The sequence below is a fragment of the Actinacidiphila sp. bgisy160 genome (assembly GCF_965342435.1).
GTDB lineage: Bacteria > Actinomycetota > Actinomycetes > Streptomycetales > Streptomycetaceae > Actinacidiphila.
On sequence record NZ_CBDRCM010000005.1, the window covers coordinates 44,861 to 65,669 of the forward strand.

At 72.1% G+C, this 20,809-nt stretch carries 18 protein-coding genes and 5 pseudogenes; 11 read left to right on the forward strand and 12 right to left on the reverse strand.

The annotated features are described in order from the left end of the window. Window positions 1-55 precede the first annotated feature (55 nt). On the reverse strand, window positions 56-1,156 hold the full coding sequence (arsB, locus tag ACRWNP_RS06865; RefSeq protein WP_431960088.1) for an ACR3 family arsenite efflux transporter: 1,101 nt from the start codon (window positions 1,154-1,156) through the stop codon (window positions 56-58). A gap of 234 nt (window positions 1,157-1,390) precedes the next feature. Between arsB and ACRWNP_RS06870 the strand changes: the two are divergent. Next, window positions 1,391-1,540: pseudogene (locus tag ACRWNP_RS06870) on the forward strand (ACR3 family arsenite efflux transporter); the annotation flags it as partial. On the opposite strand, the gene ACRWNP_RS06875 reads toward ACRWNP_RS06870, so the two are convergent. The 3 genes and pseudogenes from ACRWNP_RS06875 to ACRWNP_RS06885 form a co-directional block, all read right to left on the reverse strand. After that, a complete protein-coding gene (locus ACRWNP_RS06875) occupies window positions 1,541-2,305 on the reverse strand; it encodes an ArsA-related P-loop ATPase (RefSeq protein WP_431960089.1) in 765 nt (254 codons plus the stop codon). Window positions 2,306-2,324: 19 nt separating this feature from the next. Then, a pseudogene (locus ACRWNP_RS06880) lies at window positions 2,325-2,759 on the reverse strand (ArsA-related P-loop ATPase); the annotation flags it as partial. Between the two features lie 143 nt (window positions 2,760-2,902). Further along, on the reverse strand, window positions 2,903-3,277 hold the full coding sequence (locus ACRWNP_RS06885; RefSeq protein ID WP_431960090.1) for an ArsR/SmtB family transcription factor: 375 nt from the start codon (window positions 3,275-3,277) through the stop codon (window positions 2,903-2,905). A gap of 55 nt (window positions 3,278-3,332) precedes the next feature. On the opposite strand from ACRWNP_RS06885, the gene ACRWNP_RS06890 reads away from it, so the two are divergent. After that, window positions 3,333-3,623, forward strand: coding sequence for a zinc finger domain-containing protein (locus ACRWNP_RS06890; RefSeq protein WP_431960091.1), 291 nt, complete (start codon window positions 3,333-3,335; stop codon window positions 3,621-3,623). 286 nt (window positions 3,624-3,909) lie between these two features. On the opposite strand, the gene ACRWNP_RS06895 is transcribed toward ACRWNP_RS06890, so the two are convergent. After that, window positions 3,910-4,482, reverse strand: a complete 573-nt coding sequence (locus tag ACRWNP_RS06895; RefSeq protein ID WP_431960092.1) for a GNAT family N-acetyltransferase — start codon at window positions 4,480-4,482, stop codon at window positions 3,910-3,912. 129 nt (window positions 4,483-4,611) lie between these two features. On the opposite strand from ACRWNP_RS06895, the pseudogene ACRWNP_RS06900 reads away from it, so the two are divergent. The 3 genes and pseudogenes from ACRWNP_RS06900 to ACRWNP_RS06910 all read left to right on the forward strand — a co-directional run. Then, window positions 4,612-5,076 (forward strand): annotated as a pseudogene (locus tag ACRWNP_RS06900) (amidohydrolase family protein); the annotation flags it as partial. 97 nt (window positions 5,077-5,173) lie between these two features. Continuing rightward, window positions 5,174-6,385: a pyridoxal phosphate-dependent aminotransferase gene (locus ACRWNP_RS06905; protein WP_431960093.1), complete on the forward strand. Its 1,212-nt coding sequence runs from the start codon at window positions 5,174-5,176 to the stop codon at window positions 6,383-6,385. A 91-nt stretch (window positions 6,386-6,476) separates the two neighbouring features. After that, the gene (locus tag ACRWNP_RS06910) at window positions 6,477-6,878 is read left to right on the forward strand and encodes a hypothetical protein (protein ID WP_431960094.1); all 402 of its coding nucleotides are present in this window, start codon (window positions 6,477-6,479) and stop codon (window positions 6,876-6,878) included. A gap of 203 nt (window positions 6,879-7,081) precedes the next feature. Here ACRWNP_RS06910 and ACRWNP_RS06915 read toward each other — a convergent pair whose 3' ends face one another. After that, window positions 7,082-8,923 (reverse strand): phosphoenolpyruvate carboxykinase (GTP), encoded by a 1,842-nt coding sequence (locus tag ACRWNP_RS06915; protein ID WP_431960095.1) that lies wholly within the window; start codon window positions 8,921-8,923, stop codon window positions 7,082-7,084. 254 nt (window positions 8,924-9,177) lie between these two features. Between ACRWNP_RS06915 and trhA the strand changes: the two genes are divergently transcribed. The 3 genes from trhA to ACRWNP_RS06930 all read left to right on the forward strand — a co-directional run bounded on the left by trhA (window position 9,178) and on the right by ACRWNP_RS06930 (window position 12,210). Then, window positions 9,178-9,879 (forward strand): PAQR family membrane homeostasis protein TrhA, encoded by a 702-nt coding sequence (gene trhA / locus ACRWNP_RS06920; protein WP_431960096.1) that lies wholly within the window; start codon window positions 9,178-9,180, stop codon window positions 9,877-9,879. Window positions 9,880-10,051: 172 nt separating this feature from the next. Continuing rightward, window positions 10,052-11,593 carry an MFS transporter gene (locus ACRWNP_RS06925; RefSeq protein WP_431960097.1) on the forward strand — a complete coding sequence of 514 codons (1,542 nt, stop codon included), beginning with the start codon at window positions 10,052-10,054 and terminating at the stop codon, window positions 11,591-11,593. Next, window positions 11,590-12,210, forward strand: a complete 621-nt coding sequence (locus tag ACRWNP_RS06930; RefSeq protein ID WP_431960098.1) for a TetR family transcriptional regulator — start codon at window positions 11,590-11,592, stop codon at window positions 12,208-12,210. Before ACRWNP_RS06925 ends, ACRWNP_RS06930 begins: the two co-directional genes overlap by 4 nt. Window position 12,211: 1 nt before the next feature. Here ACRWNP_RS06930 and ACRWNP_RS06935 read toward each other — a convergent pair whose 3' ends face one another. From ACRWNP_RS06935 to ACRWNP_RS06950, 4 genes and pseudogenes are all read right to left on the reverse strand, one after another. Further along, window positions 12,212-12,394, reverse strand: coding sequence for a hypothetical protein (locus tag ACRWNP_RS06935; RefSeq protein ID WP_431960099.1), 183 nt, complete (start codon window positions 12,392-12,394; stop codon window positions 12,212-12,214). Between the two features lie 282 nt (window positions 12,395-12,676). Then, window positions 12,677-14,704, reverse strand: a complete 2,028-nt coding sequence (locus ACRWNP_RS06940; protein WP_431960101.1) for a thioredoxin domain-containing protein — start codon at window positions 14,702-14,704, stop codon at window positions 12,677-12,679. A gap of 74 nt (window positions 14,705-14,778) precedes the next feature. Continuing rightward, window positions 14,779-14,958: a hypothetical protein gene (locus ACRWNP_RS06945; protein ID WP_431960257.1), complete on the reverse strand. Its 180-nt coding sequence runs from the start codon at window positions 14,956-14,958 to the stop codon at window positions 14,779-14,781. 74 nt (window positions 14,959-15,032) lie between these two features. Further along, window positions 15,033-15,200, reverse strand: a pseudogene (locus ACRWNP_RS06950) (DUF6086 family protein); the annotation flags it as partial. Between ACRWNP_RS06950 and ACRWNP_RS06955 the strand changes: the two are divergent. After that, window positions 15,166-15,441 (forward strand): hypothetical protein, encoded by a 276-nt coding sequence (locus tag ACRWNP_RS06955; protein ID WP_431960102.1) that lies wholly within the window; start codon window positions 15,166-15,168, stop codon window positions 15,439-15,441. The pseudogene ACRWNP_RS06950 and the gene ACRWNP_RS06955 overlap by 35 nt on opposite strands. Further along, window positions 15,438-15,845, forward strand: a complete 408-nt coding sequence (locus ACRWNP_RS06960; protein WP_431960103.1) for a PIN domain-containing protein — start codon at window positions 15,438-15,440, stop codon at window positions 15,843-15,845. The genes ACRWNP_RS06955 and ACRWNP_RS06960 overlap by 4 nt, the downstream gene beginning before the upstream one ends. Before the next feature lie 33 nt (window positions 15,846-15,878). Here ACRWNP_RS06960 and ACRWNP_RS06965 read toward each other — a convergent pair. Then, a pseudogene (locus ACRWNP_RS06965) lies at window positions 15,879-16,037 on the reverse strand (DUF255 domain-containing protein); the annotation flags it as partial. 314 nt (window positions 16,038-16,351) lie between these two features. On the opposite strand from ACRWNP_RS06965, the gene ACRWNP_RS06970 reads away from it, so the two are divergent. Continuing rightward, window positions 16,352-17,353, forward strand: a complete 1,002-nt coding sequence (locus ACRWNP_RS06970) for a helix-turn-helix domain-containing protein (protein WP_431960104.1) — start codon at window positions 16,352-16,354, stop codon at window positions 17,351-17,353. Between the two features lie 66 nt (window positions 17,354-17,419). Here the strand turns inward: ACRWNP_RS06970 and ACRWNP_RS06975 are convergent, their stop codons facing one another. Continuing rightward, a complete protein-coding gene (locus ACRWNP_RS06975; RefSeq protein WP_431960105.1) occupies window positions 17,420-20,806 on the reverse strand; it encodes a S8 family peptidase in 3,387 nt (1,128 codons plus the stop codon). Between the last annotated feature and the right edge of the window lie 3 nt (window positions 20,807-20,809).

The following is a 20,809-nucleotide window of genomic DNA, read 5'->3' on the forward strand; positions in this document are numbered from 1 at the left end:
GAGCGCGGTGGCACGCGGCGGCTGATGACCTGGTGCGGGCCGGTCAGCAAGCGGTTCAGGGCCCGTCCGGCTCGCTGGGGTAGAAGCGGCGGCGGGCCCACAGCGCGACGTAGACCAGGCCGACGAGCACGGGCACCTCGATGAGCGGTCCGACGACGCCGGCGAGGGCCTGCCCGCTGGTGGCCCCGAACACGCCGATCGCGACCGCGATGGCCAGTTCGAAGTCGTTGCTGGCTGCGGAGAACGCCAGAGCGGCGGTGCGGGGGTAGGAGAGGTGCAGTCGGCGGCTGACCGCGAACCCGGTGGACCACATGATCGCGAAGTAGGCGAGAAGCGGCAGCGCGATGCGGGCGACGTCCAGCGGCTCGGAGGTGATCTTCTTGCCCTGCAGGGCGAAGAGGATGACAACGGTGAACAGCAGGCCCCACAGGGCGATGGGCCCGATCCTGGGCAGGAGACGGCTTTCGTACCAGTCCCGGCCGCGGCGTCGTTCGCCGAGGGTGCGGGTGAGGTAGCCGGCGGCGAGCGGGATGCCGAGGAAGATCGCGACGGTGCCGGCGATGTCGATCAGGGAGGCGTGCAGGCTGGTGGTCGGCAGGTGCAGCCAGCCGGGCAGCACCCGCAGGTAGAAGTAGCCCAGTGCGGCGTAGGCGAGGACCTGGAAGACGGCGTTGAGGGCGACCAGCACAGTGGCCATCTCCCTGTCGCCGCCGGCCAGGTCGTTCCAGATGAGGACCATCGCGATGCAGCGGGCCAGTCCCACCAGGATCACGCCGGTGCGGTAGGCGGGCTGGTCGGCGAGCAGCAGCCAGGCGAGCGTGAACATCACGACCGGGCCGATGATCCAGTTCAGGGCCAGGGAGGCGGCCATCATCCGCCGGTCTGCGGTGATCCTTCGGATCTCGGTGTAGCGGACCTTGGCCAGCACCGGGTACATCATCAGCAGCAGTCCGAGCGCGATTGGCAGGCTGGTGCCGTGGATGGCGACCTTGTTCAGCACGGTGTTCAGCCCGGGGACGGCCCGGCCCAGCAGCAGCCCGGCGGCCATCGCGGCCGCGATCCACAGCGGCAGGAACCGGTCCAGTCTCGGCATCTGGGCCAGCACGGCCCGCTCGCCGGGTGTGCCCGTCTTGTCGGTTGTTTTGGGTTCGGCCATGAGAGTCACCTCCTCGTCATCGGCTCCGGCCGACCCCAACCGGAGCAGCCTCCCCCGATTTCGCAGAGCGCACGCGTGCCGCCCGTTGCGGGGTGGTGCTGGAGGCTCAGCGGCCGAACACTGCGAAGCACGCCTACAGCTCAACCGTAGACGGCGTGATCGCGGCGGAGCCATGAGCCATGCGTGCCGTGCCGAGATTCCCCGGCTCCTCACGATCGGCATGTTCGGAGCCACAGCGGGCAGGCCCTCGTCGGCGTCGTCGGACGGCTCATCGAGGTGCCCGTGCTTGTCGCCCTGGTCTACGTCGCGCTGTGGGCCCGCCGCCGCTTCTACCCCAGCGAGCCGGACCGCAGGCCGTCGGCTGACAGGCCTGTGCCCAGGTGATCAATCGCCGCGTGGGCCCCGGACCGAAGCGGCCTGGCACCGCCTGTCAGCGGCGGGCCGCCCGGCCGGGTCGGTGGTGGACAGGTGCACCTCGTGCCCGCGCTGTACCAGTCCCGTGGCGATCGCAGCCGCGATGGTCGTCTTGCCCACGCCGCCCTTGCCCACGACCAGGACGGCTCCCGGCTCACCGGCCGCCAGCTCGTCCACGAGGGCTTCCAGCGCGGACAGTGACATGCCTTCTTCCGCGCCCTTGGCCGCAGCGGCGGCCCGGCCGGTGGGGCGGCCGCCGTCCGGGGGTCCGGCACGCAGGGCCCGCAGGGCGGGCACCTCCGTCAGGTCTGCCGCGGACAGCTCGACCGAGGCCGCCGGGACCTCGCGCAGCTGCTGGGGCAGGGCGGCCAAGGCCGATTGCTGCCGCGCAGCCAGGGCTTGTGCGACGCCGTCCCCGGCGAGCGGGCGGGTGAACAGGCCGTTGACGATCAGGCGCTGGTTACGGATGCCCTGGGCCGCCAGCTCCGCTCCCGCGCGCGCCGCCTCCGCCAGGGCCCCGGACTCGGGACGGCTGACCAGCACCATGGTCGTACGGGCAGGGTCGCCGAGTCCCTCCACGGTTTGGTGATACTGGTCCCGTTGTGACGCCAGTCCCGAACGCGGTCCCACACAGCTCGCCGCGGCGGCATCGCTGGTTTCGATGTACTGCGACCAGGCGCTGGGCAGGTTCAGCAGCCGCAGCGTGTGACCGGTGGGCGCGGTGTCGAACAGCACGTGGATGGGCGATCAGCTGGGTGAAGCGGTCGAAGGCCGCCACCTCGACCGTGCACTCTCCCGCCATCTGCTCCTCGATGCCGCGCAACTCCTCAGCGGTCACGACTCCGCGATAGGGCCCGAGCACACGCTCGCGGTAGGCGGCCGCCGCCTGTTCGGGGTCGAGATTCATCAAAGCGAGACCGGACACCCCCGGCACGGTGCCAGGTTCGGGGCCAACGGCTGTACCGAGCAGATCACCCAGGTTGGACGCCGGGTCGGTGCTGACGAGCAGGACCCGCCTGCCTGCGTCGGCCAGGGCCACGGCAACGGCGCCCGCGATGGTGGTCTTACCAACCCCTCCCTTGCCGGTGAACAACACGAACGGAGTCGGCCAGGACATCCAGTCGAGCGCCGGCAGGACAGCGGCCGGAACGGCGGTTTCCCGGCCGGTGCTGCCGGCATGAGTGTTCATGGCGTACGACTCCCGTCACCTGCCGACGCGGCCCGCGGCACCGGACCGTTTCTGTTCTCATTCTCCCGCCCGGCGCATGCCGGCGGGCACTGTGGCGCTTCCTGGTCACAAGGACCACGGCGGCATGGGACCCCACGTCTTGCTCATGCGGCCGACGGGATGGTCAGCAGCCTGCCCATCGCGGCCAGCACGGACGGCTCGACCCGGTAGTAGACCCAGGTACCGCGCCGCTCGGAGGCGAGCAGCCCGGCCTCCTTGAGCTTCTTCAGGTGATGGGAGACCGTGGGCTGGGAGACACCGACATCGGAGATGTCGCACACGCACGCCTCGCCGCCTTCATGCGAGGCCACCGCGGAGAACAGCCGCAGGCGGACCGGGTCGCTAAGCGCCTTGAACATCCGCGCGGCCGTCTCGGCCTCCTCGGCGGTCATCGGGCGCTCGGTCAGCGGCGGGCAGCATGGCGCCACGCCCTGGCCGTCGGCGGGCTCCAGCAGCGGCAGCACCTTCGCATTCGACATACGTCTATGTTGACCCATGTCGAACCAGAGCGGGGTGGTGCGAGACTCCGGACCTATGACGGGCCCTCAGCCCGCACTCGCGTCCGACGCGGACGACATCGAACGCCACCCGTGCCCGCGCTGCGGCGCTGATCCCGGATCACCCCGCCGCTCGCGCAGTGGTGCGGTCGCCGGCACCTATCACACCGGCCGCTTCACCAAGGTGCCTCGGCTGGCGAAGCTGCTGCGGGTGGCCACCCCGGCCGACCGCGGACCGGGGCAGCCGTGGCGGCCCGGCACCCCACCCCCGGCGCCCATCGCCCCCGACACCCCGACCGCCGACATTCGGATCGGCTACGCCCGATAGCCGGGCATGAGACGTGTTCATGTGAAAGTGTCCCGCTCTTGAACGGATGACTCGCCTCGTAAGTCGGTCTGTTTGTCGGGGCCGTGTCTCATCCGGCCTCGGGGGCGTCTGGCCCTTGCTCATCCGCGCCTTCGGTAGTGGCGAGAGCATCAATAGCCCGTGCGATCGTCTCGTCGAACTCTCTCTGGCGTCCTGCGGCTGCCCCAGCGAGGACGTTGAGCTCGCCGGAGCGGCCCACGGTGACCTCGGCGGGGGGTGCGGACCGAAAGGCGGGCAGGTCTCGGTCCTAGCGGTCGGCCGTCGGCGTGGCCGTCGGGTGCCACTCGCGGCGGAGGAGGCCGAAGACCCAGGAGTCGGAGACGTCGCCGTTGACGACGCAGTCCTCGCGGAGGGTGCCTTCGCGGACGAAGCCGAGCTTTTCCAGGACCCGGGCGGACGCCATGTTGCGGGTGTCGGTCTCGGCCTGGACGCGGTTCAGGTCCAGGGTGTCGAACGCCCACCGTAGGACGGCGTGCGCGGTCTCCGTGGCGTAGCCATGGCCCCACGCGGCGGCGTCGAAGACGTAGCCCAGGGATGCGCTGCGGAAGTCCGGGTTCCAGCTGGTCAGGCCGCACCAGCCGATGAACGCGCCGTCGGAGACGCGGTCGACGGCCACCCGCGCTCCCGTGCCTTCCTCCTCGATCGTCCGGCAGGTCGCAATGAAGCGCTGGGCGCGGGCCGGTTCGATCCACGGCGGGGAGTCCCAGTAACGCAGCACGTGGGCGCTGCTGTGCAGCGCGTAGAGCGGCGCCGCGTCGGCGTCGGTGAACGGCCGCAGTCGCAGGCGGGCGGTGTGCAGCTCGGGGGTGGGCAATGTCATGCGGAGCATCCTGCCGCGTCACGCTCGCCCCCGACCATCCGTCAGGCCCTGAAGTCACGCTGAGCTACTTGTCCCCTCGCCGCAGCTATACGAGAACAGGGCCGTCATGTGGGGCGCCGGCTGACGGACTTCGCGACGGCGCGCCGGCTGCTGCTGGAGGACCGCCTGGGCACGACGGTCCTCCAGCACGTCGGCCACGAGGAGAACGTCCGGGCGATCATGCGCCACCGCGTCCACACCGGCGGCAGCGACGGCCTGCTCGTCGGCGACAAGCCGCATCCGCGGGCGTACGGCACCTTCCCGCACTACCTCGGCCACTACGTGCGCGAGCTCGGCGTGCTGGGCCTCAAGGAGTGCGTCGCGCACCTCACCGGCCGCCCCGCGGCCCGGCTGGGCCTGTCCGACCGCGGCCTGGTCCGCGAGGGCCACCGCGCGGACCTGGTGCTGTTCGACCCGCGGACGGTCGCCGCGGGCGCGACGTACGAGGCGCCGCGCACGCTTCCCACGGGCATCCCGTACGTGCTCGTCGACGGCCGGTTCGTCATCGAGGACGGCCGCCGGACGGACGTCCTCGCCGGTCGTTCGGTGCGCAACGAACGCGGGCCGGGAAGGCAGCGGCACGTCACCATTCGGCGCATACGTGGCCAAGAACACGGGGCGGTCCGCGGTACGTGGCCGTAAGCTCACGGGCATGCAGGTGATCCAGTCCACGAAGCTCTCCAACGTCTGCTACGACATCCGCGGCCCGGTGCTGGAGGAGGCCATGCGGCTGGAGTCGGCAGGTCACCGCATCCTGAAGCTGAACACCGGCAATCCGGCCGCCTTCGGTTTCGAGTGCCCGCCGGAGATCCTGGAGGACATGCTGCGCTCCCTCGGCGGGGCGCACGGCTACGGGGACTCCAAGGGCATCCTCCCGGCTCGGCGCGCGGTCATGCAGCACTACCAGACCAAGGGCATCGAGCTGGACGTCGAGGACATCTACCTCGGCAACGGCGTCTCCGAGCTGATCCAGATGGCGATGCAGGCGCTGCTGGACGACGGTGACGAGGTGCTGATCCCGGCGCCCGACTACCCGCTGTGGACGGCCGCGGTCTCGCTGTCCGGCGGCACCCCGGTGCACTACCGCTGCGACGAGCAGGCGGACTGGTTCCCCGACCTCGCCGACATCGAGCGCAAGATCACCGACCGCACCAAGGCGCTGGTGATCATCAACCCGAACAACCCGACGGGCGCCGTCTACGACGACGAGCTGCTGCGGCAGCTGACCGACATCGCCCGCCGGCACAACCTGATCGTCTGCTCGGACGAGATCTACGACAAGATCCTCTACGACGACGTGACCCACACCCCGACCGCGGCGATCGCCCCCGACCTGCTGACGCTCACCTTCAACGGGCTGTCGAAGGCGTACCGGGTGGCCGGCTACCGCAGCGGCTGGCTCGCGGTGTGCGGCCCGAAGGAGCACGCGACCAGCTACCTGGAGGGCCTGACGATCCTGGCGAACATGCGCCTGTGCGCGAACGTCCCGGCGCAGCACGCGGTGGCCACCGCGCTCGGCGGCCGGCAGTCGATCAAGGACCTGGTGCTGCCGGGCGGCCGGCTGGCCGAGCAGCGGGACATGGCCTACGAGCTGCTGACGCAGATCCCCGGGGTCAGCTGCGTGCGGCCGAAGGGCGCGCTGTACGCGTTCCCGCGGCTGGACCCGAAGGTCTACAAGGTCAAGGACGACCAGCAGATGGTGCTGGACCTGCTGCGGGCCGAGCGGATCCTGGTGGTGCAGGGCACCGGCTTCAACTGGCCGGAGCCGGACCACTTCCGCCTGGTCACGCTGCCGGCGAAGGAGGACCTGGCGGACGCGGTGGGGCGGATCGCGCGCTTCCTGGACGGCTACGGGCAGCCCTGACCCGGGGCCGGCGGCCCAATACGTCCGAACACTCCCTCCTTGGACTGAGTCCAAGGTAGGATGTACTCCTTATTGCAGGAGGAGTGCACCCATGTACGAGCCGATCCGCACCAAATCGGTCCATACGACGGCGGCGCCCACCCTTCCGCGACGCAGTCGTGACGAGGAACTGGACCTCCAGCTCGCCGGACACCTCGCCGCCCTGCTGACCGTCACCGACGAACTGCGGGCGCTGGAGTCCAGCCCGGAGCTCGACCGTGCCGCGGAGCAGCTCGCCCAGGCCGTGGCGGGCCTGCACCAAGGGCGCCCCCCGCTGCGGCTCTCCCCGGCTCCGGCCGGGCGGGGGCGGGCTGAGGCAGCCGTGGTGGCGGCCCTGCACCGCAGGGCCCGCGCGCTCGCCGGCCGGGCGCTTGTGGTCGCCGAGTCACGCCAGAACGCGGAGGCCGCGGCGCTCGCCGAGCGCCACATCGCGGTCCACACCACAGCCGCCTAGGAACCGCCCGAGGGCCGGGACCACAGGTCGTGACCTCCGGTCCCGGCCCTCGGTGTGAGGGTCGGCGCGGCCCGCCCGCGGGGCGACGGTCAGGGTCGGGGATCCCGCGGCCGGGCCATGCCTACCGCCGGGCCGCCCGCCAGCGCCGCACGCACGAGGAGGGTCGGGCCGCCCGGAATCGGCGGGGCACAGGCCGTGTCCTCCTAGCCCAGGCGCTCGACCAGGGCCCGGTACTCGTCCCACAGCTCCTTCGGCGTGTGGTCGCCGAAGGTCTCCAGGTGGGACGGGATGAGGGAGGCCTCGTGCCGCCAGGTGTCGACGTCGACCGAGAGCAGCAGGTCGAGGTCCGCCTGGGAGATGTCCAGACCGGTGGTGTCCAGTGAGCCCGCGGCCGGCAGTACGCCGATCGGGGTCTCGACGCCCTCGGCCTGGCCGTTCAGACGCTCGACGATCCACTTCAGCACGCGGCTGTTCTCGCCGAAGCCCGGCCACACGAACCGGCCGTCAGCGTCCTTGCGGAACCAGTTCACGTAGTAGATCTTCGGGAGCTTGCCGGGGTCGTGCTTCTGGCCGAGCCCGATCCAGTGGCCGAAGTAGTCGCCCATGTTGTATCCGCAGAACGGCAGCATGGCGAACGGGTCGCGGCGCAGTTCGCCGACCTTGCCCTCGGCGGCGGCGGTCTTCTCGGAGGCGACGTTGGCGCCGAGGAAGACGCCGTGCTGCCAGTCGAAGGACTCGGTCACCAGCGGCACGGCCGAGGCGCGGCGGCCACCGAAGAGGATCGCCGAGATCGGCACACCCTTGGGGTCCTCCCACTCCGGGGCGATCGTCGGGCACTGCGCGGCGGGGACGGTGAAGCGGGCGTTGGGGTGGGCGGCCGGGGTCGCGGACTCCGGCGTCCAGGAGTTGCCCTTCCAGTCCGTGAGGTGGGCCGGGGGCTCCTCGGTCATTCCCTCCCACCAGACGTCGTTGTCGTCGGTGAGGGCGACGTTGGTGAAGACCGAGTTGCCCCACAGGGTCTTCATCGCGTTGGCGTTGGTGTGCTCGCCGGTGCCCGGCGCGACGCCGAAGAATCCCGCCTCGGGGTTGATCGCGTAGAGGCGGCCGTCCTCGCCGAAGCGCATCCAGGCGATGTCGTCGCCGATGGTCTCCACGGTCCAGCCGGGGATGGTCGGCTCCAGCATGGCGAGGTTGGTCTTGCCGCAGGCGCTCGGGAAGGCCGCGGCGACGTACTTGGCCTCCCCGCGCGGCGGCGTGAGCTTGAGGACGAGCATGTGCTCGGCCAGCCAGCCCTCGTCCCGGGCCATGACCGAGGCTATGCGCAGCGCGTAGCACTTCTTGCCGAGCAGGGCGTTGCCGCCGTACCCGGAGCCGTAGGACCAGATCTCACGGCTCTCGGGGAAGTGCGAGATGTACTTGGTGGAGTTGCACGGCCACGGGACGTCCTCCTGGCCGGGCTCCAGCGGGGCGCCGACGGAGTGCACGGCCTTGACGAAGAAGCCGTCCTCGCCGAGCTCGTCGAGCACGTCCTGGCCCATGCGCGTCATGGTCCGCATGGCGGTGGCGACGTACGCGGAGTCGGTGATCTCCACGCCGATCGCGGACAGCTCCGAGCCGAGCGGGCCCATGCAGAACGGGACGACGTACATGGTGCGGCCGCGCATGGCGCCGCGGAAAAGGCCCCCGGAGCCTTCGGCCCGGGAGGTACCCCCGTTGTGGCCGGTGAAGATCTCCCGCATCTCCGCGGGGGCCTTCCAGTGGTTGGTCGGGCCGGCGTCCTGCTCCTTCTCCGAGCAGATGAAGGTGCGGTCCTCGACGCGAGCGACGTCGGTCGGGTCGGAGGCGGCGTAGTACGAGTTGGGGCGCTTGATCGGGTCGAGCTTCTTGAAGGTGCCCTTCGAGACGAGCTCGTCCGCGAGGCGCTGGTACTCCTCCTCGGAGCCGTCGCACCACACGATCTCGTCCGGCTGGGTCAGCTCGGCTATCTCGCCGACCCATGCGATCAGATCCTGGTGATTGGTGGGAGCCGCATTGACGCGCGCCACGATCGCTCCGTTCCGCCCGGTGTGCACTCACCTGGCGTCAGATTCCGAGGGTGTGTTGTCGGCCCCTTGGGGGCTGCGACCCGGATGCTGCTGTCGTGGGATGCTCATCCGGTGCCGTCCGCACTCATATGAGTATCAGGACAGGAAACGCGATCTGTCCAGGGCGCGTGAGGTGAGCATCGCCACTCCCAACGCCCGGCGACACCGCGTACTACGGATCGGTAACCTACGCAACCGTAGCTAGCATTGATTTCATGAGCTCCGTGGACGAGACTCCCGTTGTGCCCGCCGCCCTTGAAGAACTCGCATCCGCCGCCGCCCCTTTGAAGCCCAAGCTGAGGGGGTGGCTCCATGCCGGGATGTTCCCCGCCGCCCTTGTCGCGGGCGTCGCCCTGACCGCCTTCGCCGAGAGCACCCGCGGGCGGATCGCCTGCGCCGTGTTCACCCTCACCGCCTGCGCGCTGTTCGGCGTGAGCGCGCTCTACCACCGCGGCGACTGGGGCCCCCGGGCCTCGGCGGTGCTGCGCCGGCTGGACCACGCGAACATCTTCCTGATCATCGCGGGGACCTACACGCCCTTCACGCTCCTACTGCTGCCGGACGGCAAGCAGGAGGTGCTGCTCTGGCTGGTCTGGGCCGGCGCCCTGGCGGGCATCGCGTTCCGGGTCTTCTGGGTGGGCGCGCCGCGCTGGCTCTACACCCCCTGCTACATCGCGCTCGGCTGGGCGGCGGTCTTCTTCCTGCCCGACTTCATGCGGCGCGGCGGCATCGCCGTGCTCGTCCTGATCGTCGTGGGGGGCCTGCTCTACAGCATCGGAGCGGTGATCTACGGGACCAAGCGCCCCAACCCCTCGCCGCGCTTCTTCGGCTTCCACGAGGTCTTCCACTCGTTCACGCTGGCCGCGTTCATCGTCCACTACGTCGGCATCTCGCTGGTGGCCTACAACCACGCGTAGCCCTTCCGCGGCCGCCCGAAGGCCCCGCGGACCGCGACGGCGGTCCGCGGGGCCTTTCGCATGCCCGGAGTGACAGCTACTCTTTTTTGAAAGTCACTGCCATTTGATGGTGGCTTTCTACTTCGCATGCTGCCCGGGTGCCCGGGCCCGTGCCCTCCGGAGGAGACCCGGCATGACGACGACGGCCGATCCAAGGCGCTGGTGGGCCCTCGGGGCCCTGGTGGCGAGCATGCTCGTGCTCGGCTTCGACATGACGATCCTCAACGTCGCGCTGCCGACGATGGCCGCCGAGCTGGGCGCGGACACCGGCGACCAGCAGTGGATCGTCGACGGCTACACGGTGGTCTTCGCCGCCGCGATGCTCCCCGCGGGGCTGCTGGGCGACCGCTGGGGGCGGCGCCGGATGCTCGTCGCCGGGCTCGGGATCTTCCTCGCCGGCTCGGTGCTCGGCGCCCTGGTGGGCAGTCCCGGACCGGTCGTCGCCGCCCGCACGGTGATGGGCCTGGGCGCGGCACTCGTCATGCCGCTGGCCCTGTCCGTCCTGCCCTCGCTGTTCGGGCCCGAGGAACGCCCCAAGGCCGTCGGCGCGGTCACCGCCTCGATGGCGCTGGGGATGCCGCTCGGGCCGATCATCGGCGGCACCCTGCTCGACCACTTCTGGTGGGGCTCGGTGTTCGTGGTCAACATCCCGCTCGTCCTCCTCGGTATCGCCGCCTGCCTCTTCCTGCTGCCCGAGACCAGCGACCCCGCCACGCCCCGCGTCGACCCGCCGAGCGGTGTCCTGGCGGTGGCCGGGCTCGGCGCCCTGGTCTTCGGCATCATCGAGGCGCCCCGCCGGGGATGGGCCGACCCGCTCGTGCTGCTGACACTGTTCTCCTCCGTCGCGCTGCTGACCGGGCTGGTGCTGCGCGAACGCCGGCTGGAGCGGCCCATGCTCGACCTCGGCCTGCTGCGGCAGCGGGGCTTCCTGTGGAACGCGGTCGCCGCGACGCTGGTGACCTTCATCCTCACCGGCCTGCTCTTCGTCCTTCCGCAGTACCTGCAGGCCGTCCTCGGCAACGACGCCCTCGGCACCGGCGTACGGCTGCTGCCGATGATGGGCGGCCTGCTCGTCGCCGCCCGGGGCAGCGCGCCGCTGGTCGCACGGTTCGGGTCGCGGCCGGTCGTCACGGCGGGGCTGCTCCTGCTCGCCGCGGCGGCGGTGCTCGGCAGCCGTACGGACGTACAGGACGGTTACGGGGCGACCGCGCTGTGGCTGTCCGTCACCGGCTTCGCCTTCGGCTTCGCGATGGTCCCCGCCATGGACGCGGCGCTGGGCGCGCTGCCGCGGGACCGCGCGGGCAGCGGCTCCGGACTGCTGATGACCCTGCGGCAGACCGGCGGCGCCATCGGCGTCGCCCTCCTGGGCAGCCTGCTGGCGGGCGCCTACGGCGACCGCGTCGACACCACGGGCCTGCCCGCGGCGGCCGCCGACGCGGCCTCGGGCTCCGTGGGCGCCGCGCACGCCATCGCGGCCGCCCTCGGCGACCCGGCGCTCGCCGCCTCGGCCGACGCGGCGTACGTGCACGGGATGGACCTCGCCCTGCTCGCCGGCGCGGCCGCCTCGCTCGTGGCGGCCGTGCTGACCGCGCTCTTCCTCCCCGACGCCCGCGGTGCGCTGGAGGTTCCGGGCACCGCGCGGATGGTCCCGCCCGCCGCCGATGCACGACAATGACCAGCGTGACCGTACCGACCAGACCGAGCCTCCGCGAGCGCAAGAAGATCCGGACCCGGCGGGCCATCCGCCGGGCCGCCTACCGGCTCTTCGAGGCGCAGGGGTACGACGGCACCACCGTCGAGCAGATCGCGGACGCGGCCGAGGTCTCGGCCAGCACGGTCTTCCGGTACTTCCCCACCAAGGAGGACATCGTCCTCTCCGACGAATACGACCCCGTCATGGTGGCCGAACTGCGCGCCCGTCCGGCACAGGAGCCCATCGTCGCCTCGCTGCGGCACGCCCTGCTGGGCCCGCTGCGCGAGATGCTCGCCGACGAGGGCGAGTTCGAGGAGATGCGGCAGCGGCTCCGGCTGGTGCGCTCGGTGCCCGCCGTCCGCGCCCGCATGGGCGAGAACATCCAGGAGTCCAGCCGGCTGCTGGCCTCCGTCACCGCCGAGCGCCTCGGGCGCCCCGAGGACGACTTCGAGATCCGGGTCGTCGTCGGGGCGCTGATCGGGGCCTGGTCCGAGGCCATCTTCCACTGGCTCGACGCGGACGGCGGCGCGGACCTCGCCGCCGTCCTCGACCGCTCGCTGGAACTGCTCGCGGCCAACCTCTGCCGTCCGCCCGCCTGACTCACCGGCGGCTCACCCCCTGGTCCCCGTGGACACAGGCCCGGCCGTCGTGGTCGGTGTCCAGCCGCAGCGGGTCCCGCGTCCGGTTCGCCCTCAGCGGCAACGGGTAGGCCCTGCGCGCCGAGCCGGCGGCCCGGGCGGCGCAGGAGGTGCGGGCGACCGCCCCCGGGAAGGCGGCCGGCACGCAGACGCCCGCCGTGCCGTAACCGGCCGCGCCCGGAGACGTTCACCGCGACCGGCGCCGACGACCACGCGGACGGGGCCCCGGCGGCGTGCACGCACCGTCCCCGCCGCCGGGGTCCGGAAGGCATCCGCCACCCCCGCACCGATCGGACGCGCGCAACGGCGCTCCCGACGGGGCCGCTTCACCGGCCGGCCGGCTCGCGCCGGACACGCGGCCGGGGGCAGCCCGGTGGCGTCGTGGCCGCCCCGGGCCGCGGGCGGCGAGCGCCCCTGCCGGAGTGCCTCAGCGCGTGCCGAGTCGCTCCGCCAGGGCCTGCGGGTCCGCGGTCGGGGCCGCGCACACGAAGTGCCGGCAGACGTAGGCCGCGGGGCGGCCGCCGAGCAGCGGGCGGTCGGCCAGGAGCACGAACTCCTCGGTGCCGGGCTCCCCCACCGCCACCACCGCGCCCGGGGCGGTGCCCAGCAGCGCGGCACGGTGCAGCGCCGCCGTACCCGCGTCGCCCGCCGGGCCGACCACGGCGACCTCGCGCGGGCCGTCGAGCGCCGCCTCCGCGACGGCCAGCCCCCAGCCGATGAACCGCGGCACCCGGCCGCCGAGGGCCCCCACGACGCCCAGCGCCCGCTCGGCGGCCTCGCGGTGGCGGGACGAGCCGGTGTACGCGGCGTACGACAGCAGCGCGCCGGCCGCGGCCGTCCAGCCCGAGGGGGCGGCGTTGTCGGTCGGGTCCTGGGGCCGGCGGATCAGCGTCTCGGCGTCGTCGGCGGTGTCGTAGAGGGCGCCGTCCTCCCCGGTGAAGTGCCGCAGCACGGAGTCGAGCAGGAGCCCCGCGAGGTCCAGCCACACGCCCTCGCCGGTCACCGCGCCGAGCGCGAGGAAGCCCTCCGCGACGTCGGCGTAGTCCTCCAGCACGCCGGCGTTGCCGCCCACCGTGCCCTCCCGCGAGGTCCGGGCGAGCCGACCGTGCTCGTCCATGTGGACCCGCACCAGCAGGTCGGCGGCCTCGACGGCGGCCGCGACCAGGTCCGGCCGCTCGAAGTACGCGCCGGTCTCGGCCAGCGCGGCGATCGCCAGGCCGTTCCAGGCGGCGACGACCTTGTCGTCCCGGCCGGGGCGGGGCCGCCCCTCCCGGGCGGCGAACAGCCGCTCGCGCACCGAGGCGATCCGCCCGGCATCCACCAGGCCCCCGTCGGCGGGCAGTTGGAGCACGGAGGCGCCCTCCTCGAAGGTGCCGTCCTCGGTCACCCCGAAGAACTCGGCCGCCAGCGCCGCGTCCTCCTTGCCGAGGACCTCCTCCAGTTCCGCCGGCGTCCAGACGTAGAAGGCGCCCTCACCGTGACCGCCGCCCGGCCTGTCGCTGTCGGCGTCGAGCGCGGAGGCGAAGCCGCCCTCGTGGGTGCGCAGCTCGCGGACGAGGAAGTCGGCGGTCTCCAGGGCGACCCGGCCGGCCAGGTCGGAGCCGGTGGCGCGCCACAGGTGGGCGTAGACCCGGCACAGCAGGGCGTTGTCGTAGAGCATCTTCTCGAAGTGCGGCACGACCCACTTGCGGTCCACGGAGTAGCGCGCGAAGCCGCCGCCGAGCTGGTCGTAGATGCCGCCGCGGGCCATCGCCTCGCAGGTGTCGCGCACCATCTGCAGCGCGCCCTCGGAGCCGGTGCGGGCGTGGTGCCGCAGCAGGAACTCCAGGGCCATCGACGGCGGGAACTTGGGCGCCCCGCCGAACCCGCCGTACGAGGGGTCGTAGTCCCGGGTCAGCCCCAGCAGTGCCGCCGCGAGCTGCTCCTTTCCGGGGGCGGCCGTACCGCCGAGGGCCGGCGAGCGTCCGCCCAGGTCCTTCACGATGCTCGCCGCGACCGCCCCGACCTCCTCCCGCCGCTCGCGCCAGGCCGCCTCCACGCCTTCCAGCACCTGCCGGAAGGAGGGCATGCCGTGCCGCGGGGCGGGCGGGAAGTAGGTGCCGAAGTAGAACGGCTCGCCCTCGGGCGTCAGGAAGACCGTCATCGGCCAGCCGCCGTGCCCGGTCGCCGCCTGCACGGCCTCCATGTAGACGGCGTCGACGTCGGGGCGCTCCTCGCGGTCGACCTTCACCGACACGAAGTGCTCGTTGAGGTACGCGGCGGTCGCCTCGTCCTCGAAGGACTCGCCGGCCATGACATGGCACCAGTGACAAGACGAATACCCGACGCTGAGCAGCACCGGCACGTCCCGCTGCCGCGCCTCCTCAAACGCCTCCGGCGACCATGGCCACCAGTCGACGGGGTTGTCGGCGTGCTGCAGCAGGTACGGCGACCGGGAACCAGCCAGTCGATTCATGCTTCCACTCTGCCATGCCGGTAGCGCCGGCCCGGCCACTGCCGCCCCGCTGCCCGGGTCCGGCGGGTGTCTCGTCAACGCGCCATGGCCCGGTCGATTTCCCGCACTCGTTCACGCAGCCGCCTGCCCTGCGCGTCGCCACGGTCGACCAGGTCGGGGAGCGCGGAGACCTGGACATCCCGCTCGCCTTGCGCCGCGACACCCGAATCCGTCCAGTCCAGTTCGATGGCTGCCCGTTCCGCGAGAGCGAGCACCGTGACGACAAAACGTCGGAAAGTGCCCGGATGACGGCGTGCCTGGTGCGCCGGTGCCGTGTCAGAAGAGCGGAGGCGAAGACCGCGAACGCTACGGGTTCGACCTGGCACTCATCGTTCTCCATCGGCCCGATCCCCGAGGCAAGACCCAGCTCCGCCTCAGCCCGCCGCCTCGAACTGTAATAGTTCTTGTCGTACACTGGCCTCATGCAGACGAACCGATCCGGGACGACCGAGAACATCTCCGTGTCCTTGCCTTCGGAACTGGTCGGAGCATTGCGCGAGCGCGCCGGCCGACGTGGCGTGTCCGCCTACATCACCGCAGCGGTCCGGCACCAGCTCGCCATGGACGGACTGGCCGAGATCGTCGCCGACCACGAGGCCGAGCACGGCGCCCTCACCGATCAGGAGATCGAGGCGGCACACCGTGAACTCTTCGGCGACGAAGAGCAGTCCCATGGAACCGGACAGAGCGCCGCGTGAAGGAACCCACGGCCCGATCCCTGGTGCTCGACTCCCAGGCGCTGTCCCTCCTGCTCGGCAATGACCGGCGGATGGTCACCCGCATCGAGGCATCCCGCCGGGCCGGTGTGCCGGTCCTCGTCTCCGTTCTCACCGTGGTCGAGGCTGTCCACGGCAAAACGGATGTCGCCCGGCTCAGCTGGGTCCTCTCCCGGCTCCAGGTCGAGCCGGTCAGCCAAGCCGACTCGATGACCGCCGTGCGCCTGCTGCTGGACGCGGGTGGTCTCCACGGACACAAGTACGCGATCGACGCTCTCGTCGCGGCGATGGCTCTGCGCTCCCCGACCCCCGTTCTGGTCCTCACCTCGGACCGTGACGACTGGTCGAAACTGTGCGGCGATCGCGTAGGCGTCGTCAATGTCTGAGGGGCCCGGACTACTGCCTTTACGCAGTCACTGGCACCAGTGACAAGACGAATACCCGACGCTGAGCAGCACCGGCACGTCCCGCTGCCGCGCCTCCTCGAACGCCTCCGGCGACCATGGCCACCAGTCGACGGGGTTGTCCGCGTGCTGGAGGAGGTACGGGGACGTGGCCTGCGCAGGTCGGTTCGGCATACCCGCATCCTTGCGCACCCGGCCTCCGCCCCGCCCATGCGCCACAGGGGCGGCGCACGTACGGGGCGGAAGGGCGTCGGCTCAGTGCTCGCGCGGCCGGACCGGCTGGCGAGTGGCCGCACTGACCGCCAGGCCGAGGAGGAAGAGACCGCCGCTCCCCCGCACCACGGCACCGCCTTGGGGCCGGCCCCCGTCAGGGGGTTCCCCATCGCCGTCACAGCGCGGCGAGCCCGGTTGCCCGCGGCAACGGACGTTGTCCAGGGCCGGTCATGCTGATGGAATCGACGGCTGGACGGTGCTGGGAGAGGGACAACATGCTGGAGACGGTCGGCCTCACGGCCCCCGAGGGCGACGTGTACCGCCTGCTGCTCGTCGCCGAGTCGGCGTCCGCCGGGGAGATCTCCGGCCGTACGGGCCTCGACGCCCCGGTGGTCCTGCGCCTGCTGGGCGCGCTGGAGGCCAAGGGGCTGGCGTACGCGGTGGAGGAGAGCCCGGGCTGGTACGCGGCCATCCCGCCGGAGGTCGCCCTCGTGCCGCGGCTCCAGCGCCACGCGGAGGCCCTGGACCAGACCCGGGCGGCCGTGTTCGACATGGTGGAGACGTACCGCCGCGTCGCACGGGCCCGGGGCGTGGGCCAGACCGTCGAGATCATCGACGGCGCCGCCGCGCTGCGGCAGCGCCTTCGTCAGCTCCAGGACGGCGCCCGCCGCGAGATGCTGTGCTTCTGCAAGGCCGGTTACGTGGCGATGTCCCCGGAGAGCAACCAGGAGCAGTTCGCCGCGCACGACCGGGGCGTGCTCTACCGGGTCCTGTACGAGCAGGCGTACTTCGACGACCCCGGCTCCGTCGACAACGTCGTCACGGGGGTGCGCGCCGGGGAGGTCGCCCGCGCGGTGCCCCGGCTGCCCCTGCGGTTGGCGATCGCCGACCGGTCGGTGGCCGTCCTGCCGCTGGCCCCCTCCGGCGCTCCCGGCGGCAGCCCCCGGGAGCTGAAGGCGGCGCTGGTACGGGACAGCAGCCTGCTGGAGGCGCTCATCGACCTGTTCGAGCACTACTGGGAGGTCGGCGCCCCGCTGCGGGTGACCGACGAGGGGCGGATCGGCGGCGCGGGGCCGGAGGACCCGGCGTCGCCGGCCGCGGAGGACCGGCACCTGCTCTCCCTGATGGTCGCCGGCATGACCGACGAGGCGATCGCCGGGCAGTTGCGGGTGAGCAAGCGCACCGTCCAACGGCGCATCCAGGGCCTGATGAACCTCGCGGGTGTCGTCACCCGCATGCAGCTGGGCTGGCACGCGGCGCGCCGCGACTGGCTCTGAGGCGGCGGAGACGACGGCGGGGCCCGCCGGGCTGATCCGGCGGGGCCCTGCCGTGCCGTTACGCGGCTACTTGAGGAGGTACGCCTTGAGGACGGTCTGCTCGAAGGAGTTGCCGGCGGCGTCCTTGACGTAGGTGCGCACGCTGACCGAGCCGCCCGAGGCGTTGCGCGGATGGCGCACGGTCACGGTGCGCTTGGTGCCGGAGCCGCGGACCTCGGCGGGGTGCCAGGTCCTGCCCTCGTCGTAGGAGACCTCGGTGGTGAAGGTGCGGATGGCCTGCTCGGAGGCGCCCTGGGCGCGCTGGATCAGCACCGGGATGTCGAGCCGGTGTCCGGCCCGGGCCCGGTTCCGGTCGTCGAGCTCCGGCGCCATGCGCACCGCGTACAGCGGCAGCGCCTGACGCGTCGCCGTGGTCGCGGACCGGAACCGCCATTCGGCGCGTGTGCTCGTGGACACGAGGCTGGGGCCGAGGTCGCGCTCCTGCTCGACCGTCAGACGGTAGTCGGCCGGGGTGGCGTCGGCCGGTACCTCGGTCCCGCTCATCTCCTGCGAGACCAGAACGCCGTTGCGCCGCAGTTCCGTCCTGGGCAGGCTGGCCTGGCTGTCGGCGAGGTAGTCGAGGTTCCCGTTGGCCGCGTACTGGAGGATGTACGTCATGGTGTCGCCCTCGCGGTGGATGTTCGTCTCACCGGGTACGAAGCCGATGGCCTGGACCGCGCCGTTCCAGCGCTCCTCGACCTTGGAGCCGGGGCGGTAGGTGTGCACGGTGCTCAGGTAGCTCTGGCCGCGGATGCTCTCCGGGTCGAGGAAGTTCCACTGGTCGAAGGCGGTCCGCCAGCGCACCCCGTCGCGCGCCGAGAAGTAGTCCACGCGGTGGCCGGGGACGGGGAGTCCCTGCATGTACATCCCGCCGAGCTCGTAGCCGTCGACCCATGTCCACACCAGGCGGACGGCGTCGAGTCCCGGTGCCGTGGCGGCGAAGGTGGTGTTCACCGTGGCCAGCTCGGACTTGCGGGGGTGGTAGCCGGGGTCCTCGGGGATGCCGCCGTGCACCGGCCGGGTGAGGTAGTACACCGAGGAGGGGTTGCCGTCGGCGGCGACGGGCTCGCCCCACACGCCGCTGACGATGTAGGTGAACGCCGAGTCCTTCACCCGTGCGGTCGGCGTGGCGTAGAGGTGCTCGATGTGGTCGTCGCCGACCGCGTCGTTCATGGTGACGGACAGGAGCTCGTCGGCCAGGCTCAGGGTGCCGATCTCGGCCGACATGATGCGGGCGGTGCGGCTGGGGGCGGAGATCGTGACGGGCCTGGCGGTGCGTGCGTCGATGGTGACCGACCGGTCGGCGGTGGTGACGACCTCCGGGGCACCGACCGCGACGGCCTCGGTGAAGTCGGCGTCGAAGAAGAAGCCGCTCACGGAGTAGGTGTCGTTCGGCAGTCGCAGGGTGGTGCCGTCCTTGCCGAGCAGTTCCTGCTCGTAGGTCCTGCCGCCGGCGGATTGGATCAGCAGGTAGGCGTACTCGGGGGCCTTGCCCGCGCGGTCCTTCAGGGTCAGGCGCAGCTCGTGGGAGGGCTGTTCCAGGTCCACGCCGAAGGGGACGCGGACCGAGACCTTCCCGTCGGTGGAGGTGGCCCTGACCACGCCGCTGTAGGCCGCGTACTGGGTGGTGGCCTGCGGGGCGACGGTGAGGGTGACGTCCGCGGAGCCGCCGGCGGGCACGGTGACCTGATCGGCGCCGAGCGTGAACAGGCCCTGGGGAGCGGGCTCGTCGAGCCTGCCTCGGCCGGCGGTGTGCGTCAGGCGCAGGGTGACCGGTGTGGTGCCGGGGTTGCGGTAGGTGAGGGTCTTGGTCACCGGGGGCCGGTTGCCGTCGGCCCACTGGATCAGCCCGAAGTCCAGGGCGGTGGGCTCGGCGGCCACCTGCTGGTCGACGGCGCGGGCGATGTCGACGCGTCCGGCGCCCTGGTAGTAGGCGCCGTGCTCCTTGGCGCCGGCCGTGGTCTGCATCAGCCGGCTCTTGACCTGCTCCGGGGTCCATTCAGGGTGCTGCTGGAACATGATGGCGGCGGCGCCGGCGACGTGCGGGGTGGCCATCGAGGTGCCGCTCATCGCGATGTAGCCGTCCTCGGCGGTGGTCCCGCCGGCCATGGCGGCGGTGACGTTCACGCCGGGTGCGATCAGGTCCGGCTTCAGGCCGGAGTCACCGATGCGCGGGCCGACCGAGCTGAAGTCGGCGCGGTCGTCGTCGGCCTCGGCGGCGCCGACGGCCAGTGCCCGGTCGGCGGAGGCCGGCGAGGAGACCCTGCTGCCGGACCCGTTGTTGCCGGCCGCGGCCACCACCAGGGTGCCGTAGTCACGGGTGACGGTGTCGACCATCGCCTCGATCGCGTCGGTCTCGGGGGTGTCGGTGTCACCCAGGCTCAGGTTGATCACCTTGGCGCCGTGCCGGGCGGCCCAGGCCAGCCCCTCGATGATCGCGGAGTTGTCGCAGTTGCCGTCCGCGGTGCACACCTTGCCCGCGAGGATCCGCGCGCCCGGCGCCACGCCCTTGTACCGGCCACCGGAGGCGGCGCCGGAACCGGCCACCGTCGAGGTCACATGGGTGCCGTGACCGTTGAGGTCGGCGGCGTCGGGTTCGCCGGTGAAGTTCGCCGACTCCACCACCAGGCCCTTCAGATCCGGGTGGTTCGGGTCGTAACCGGTGTCCAGCACCGCGACCTTGACCCCGTCCCCGGTCAGGCCCTTCTCCCACGCGTGCGGCGCGCCGATGCGCGGCACCGTCGTGTCCAGCTGCACCTTCGCCGTGCCGTCGAGCCACACCCGGCGCACACCGGCGCCGAAGGCCGTCGCGCCGGCCTTGCCGGGGGCGATGCCCTTCCAGAACGCGCCCGCGTCCTCGCGGCGTTCGGACAGCGTGGCGAAGGAGGTGCCGGCGACGGTGCCGACGTCGGCGGCGCCGGCCGCGGTCAGCCGGCGCTCGGCGGCACCCGCGTCACCGGCGTACTGGACGATCAGCGGCAGGGCCGACCGCTCCGCGTACTTCCCCTTCGCCAGGGCCGAGACGTTGAACAGCGCGCGGTCCACACGGTCCGCCGCGAGCAGCGGCAGCGCGTCGACGGGGATGACCGTCCACTGTCCGCCGTCCTGACGCTTGACGAACCTCATGCCCTCGCGGCCCTCGGCGGGCTCGACCGACACGCTCTGCTTGCCGGACGGGCCCGTCAGCAGCGTCACGCGGTCGCCCGTGACCAGGGTGACGTGCTGCCGGGTCAGGCCGTGCGTGCCGGACGCAGCCGTTCCCCGCGAGTCCGCGCCGGCCCGCCGGGTGTCCGGGCCGGTGCCCTGGGCGGCACCGGGGGTCGCGGTCAGACCGGCCAGAAGCGCGGCGAGGGCGGCGGCCGCCACGTACCGCGTCCGAGGGCTTCCGCCTTCCGGCCGCCATCTGCTGTTCATGTG

Excerpts from the sequence above, each read along its gene's own strand:
- trhA (WP_431960096.1), top strand. The coding sequence starts at position 9,178 with ATGAGCTCCGTGGACGAGACTCCCGTTGTGCCCGCCGCCCTTGAAGAA.
- ACRWNP_RS06890 (WP_431960091.1), top strand. The coding sequence starts at position 3,333 with ATGACGGGCCCTCAGCCCGCACTCGCGTCCGACGCGGACGACATCGAA.
- ACRWNP_RS06970 (WP_431960104.1), top strand. The coding sequence starts at position 16,352 with ATGCTGGAGACGGTCGGCCTCACGGCCCCCGAGGGCGACGTGTACCGC.
- ACRWNP_RS06975 (WP_431960105.1), bottom strand. The coding sequence starts at position 20,806 with ATGAACAGCAGATGGCGGCCGGAAGGCGGAAGCCCTCGGACGCGGTAC.
- ACRWNP_RS06940 (WP_431960101.1), bottom strand. The coding sequence starts at position 14,704 with ATGAATCGACTGGCTGGTTCCCGGTCGCCGTACCTGCTGCAGCACGCC.
- ACRWNP_RS06955 (WP_431960102.1), top strand. The coding sequence starts at position 15,166 with ATGCAGACGAACCGATCCGGGACGACCGAGAACATCTCCGTGTCCTTG.
- ACRWNP_RS06885 (WP_431960090.1), bottom strand. The coding sequence starts at position 3,277 with ATGTCGAATGCGAAGGTGCTGCCGCTGCTGGAGCCCGCCGACGGCCAG.
- ACRWNP_RS06905 (WP_431960093.1), top strand. The coding sequence starts at position 5,174 with ATGCAGGTGATCCAGTCCACGAAGCTCTCCAACGTCTGCTACGACATC.
- ACRWNP_RS06925 (WP_431960097.1), top strand. The coding sequence starts at position 10,052 with ATGACGACGACGGCCGATCCAAGGCGCTGGTGGGCCCTCGGGGCCCTG.
- ACRWNP_RS06895 (WP_431960092.1), bottom strand. The coding sequence starts at position 4,482 with ATGACATTGCCCACCCCCGAGCTGCACACCGCCCGCCTGCGACTGCGG.
- ACRWNP_RS06930 (WP_431960098.1), top strand. The coding sequence starts at position 11,590 with ATGACCAGCGTGACCGTACCGACCAGACCGAGCCTCCGCGAGCGCAAG.
- arsB (WP_431960088.1), bottom strand. The coding sequence starts at position 1,156 with ATGGCCGAACCCAAAACAACCGACAAGACGGGCACACCCGGCGAGCGG.
- ACRWNP_RS06910 (WP_431960094.1), top strand. The coding sequence starts at position 6,477 with ATGTACGAGCCGATCCGCACCAAATCGGTCCATACGACGGCGGCGCCC.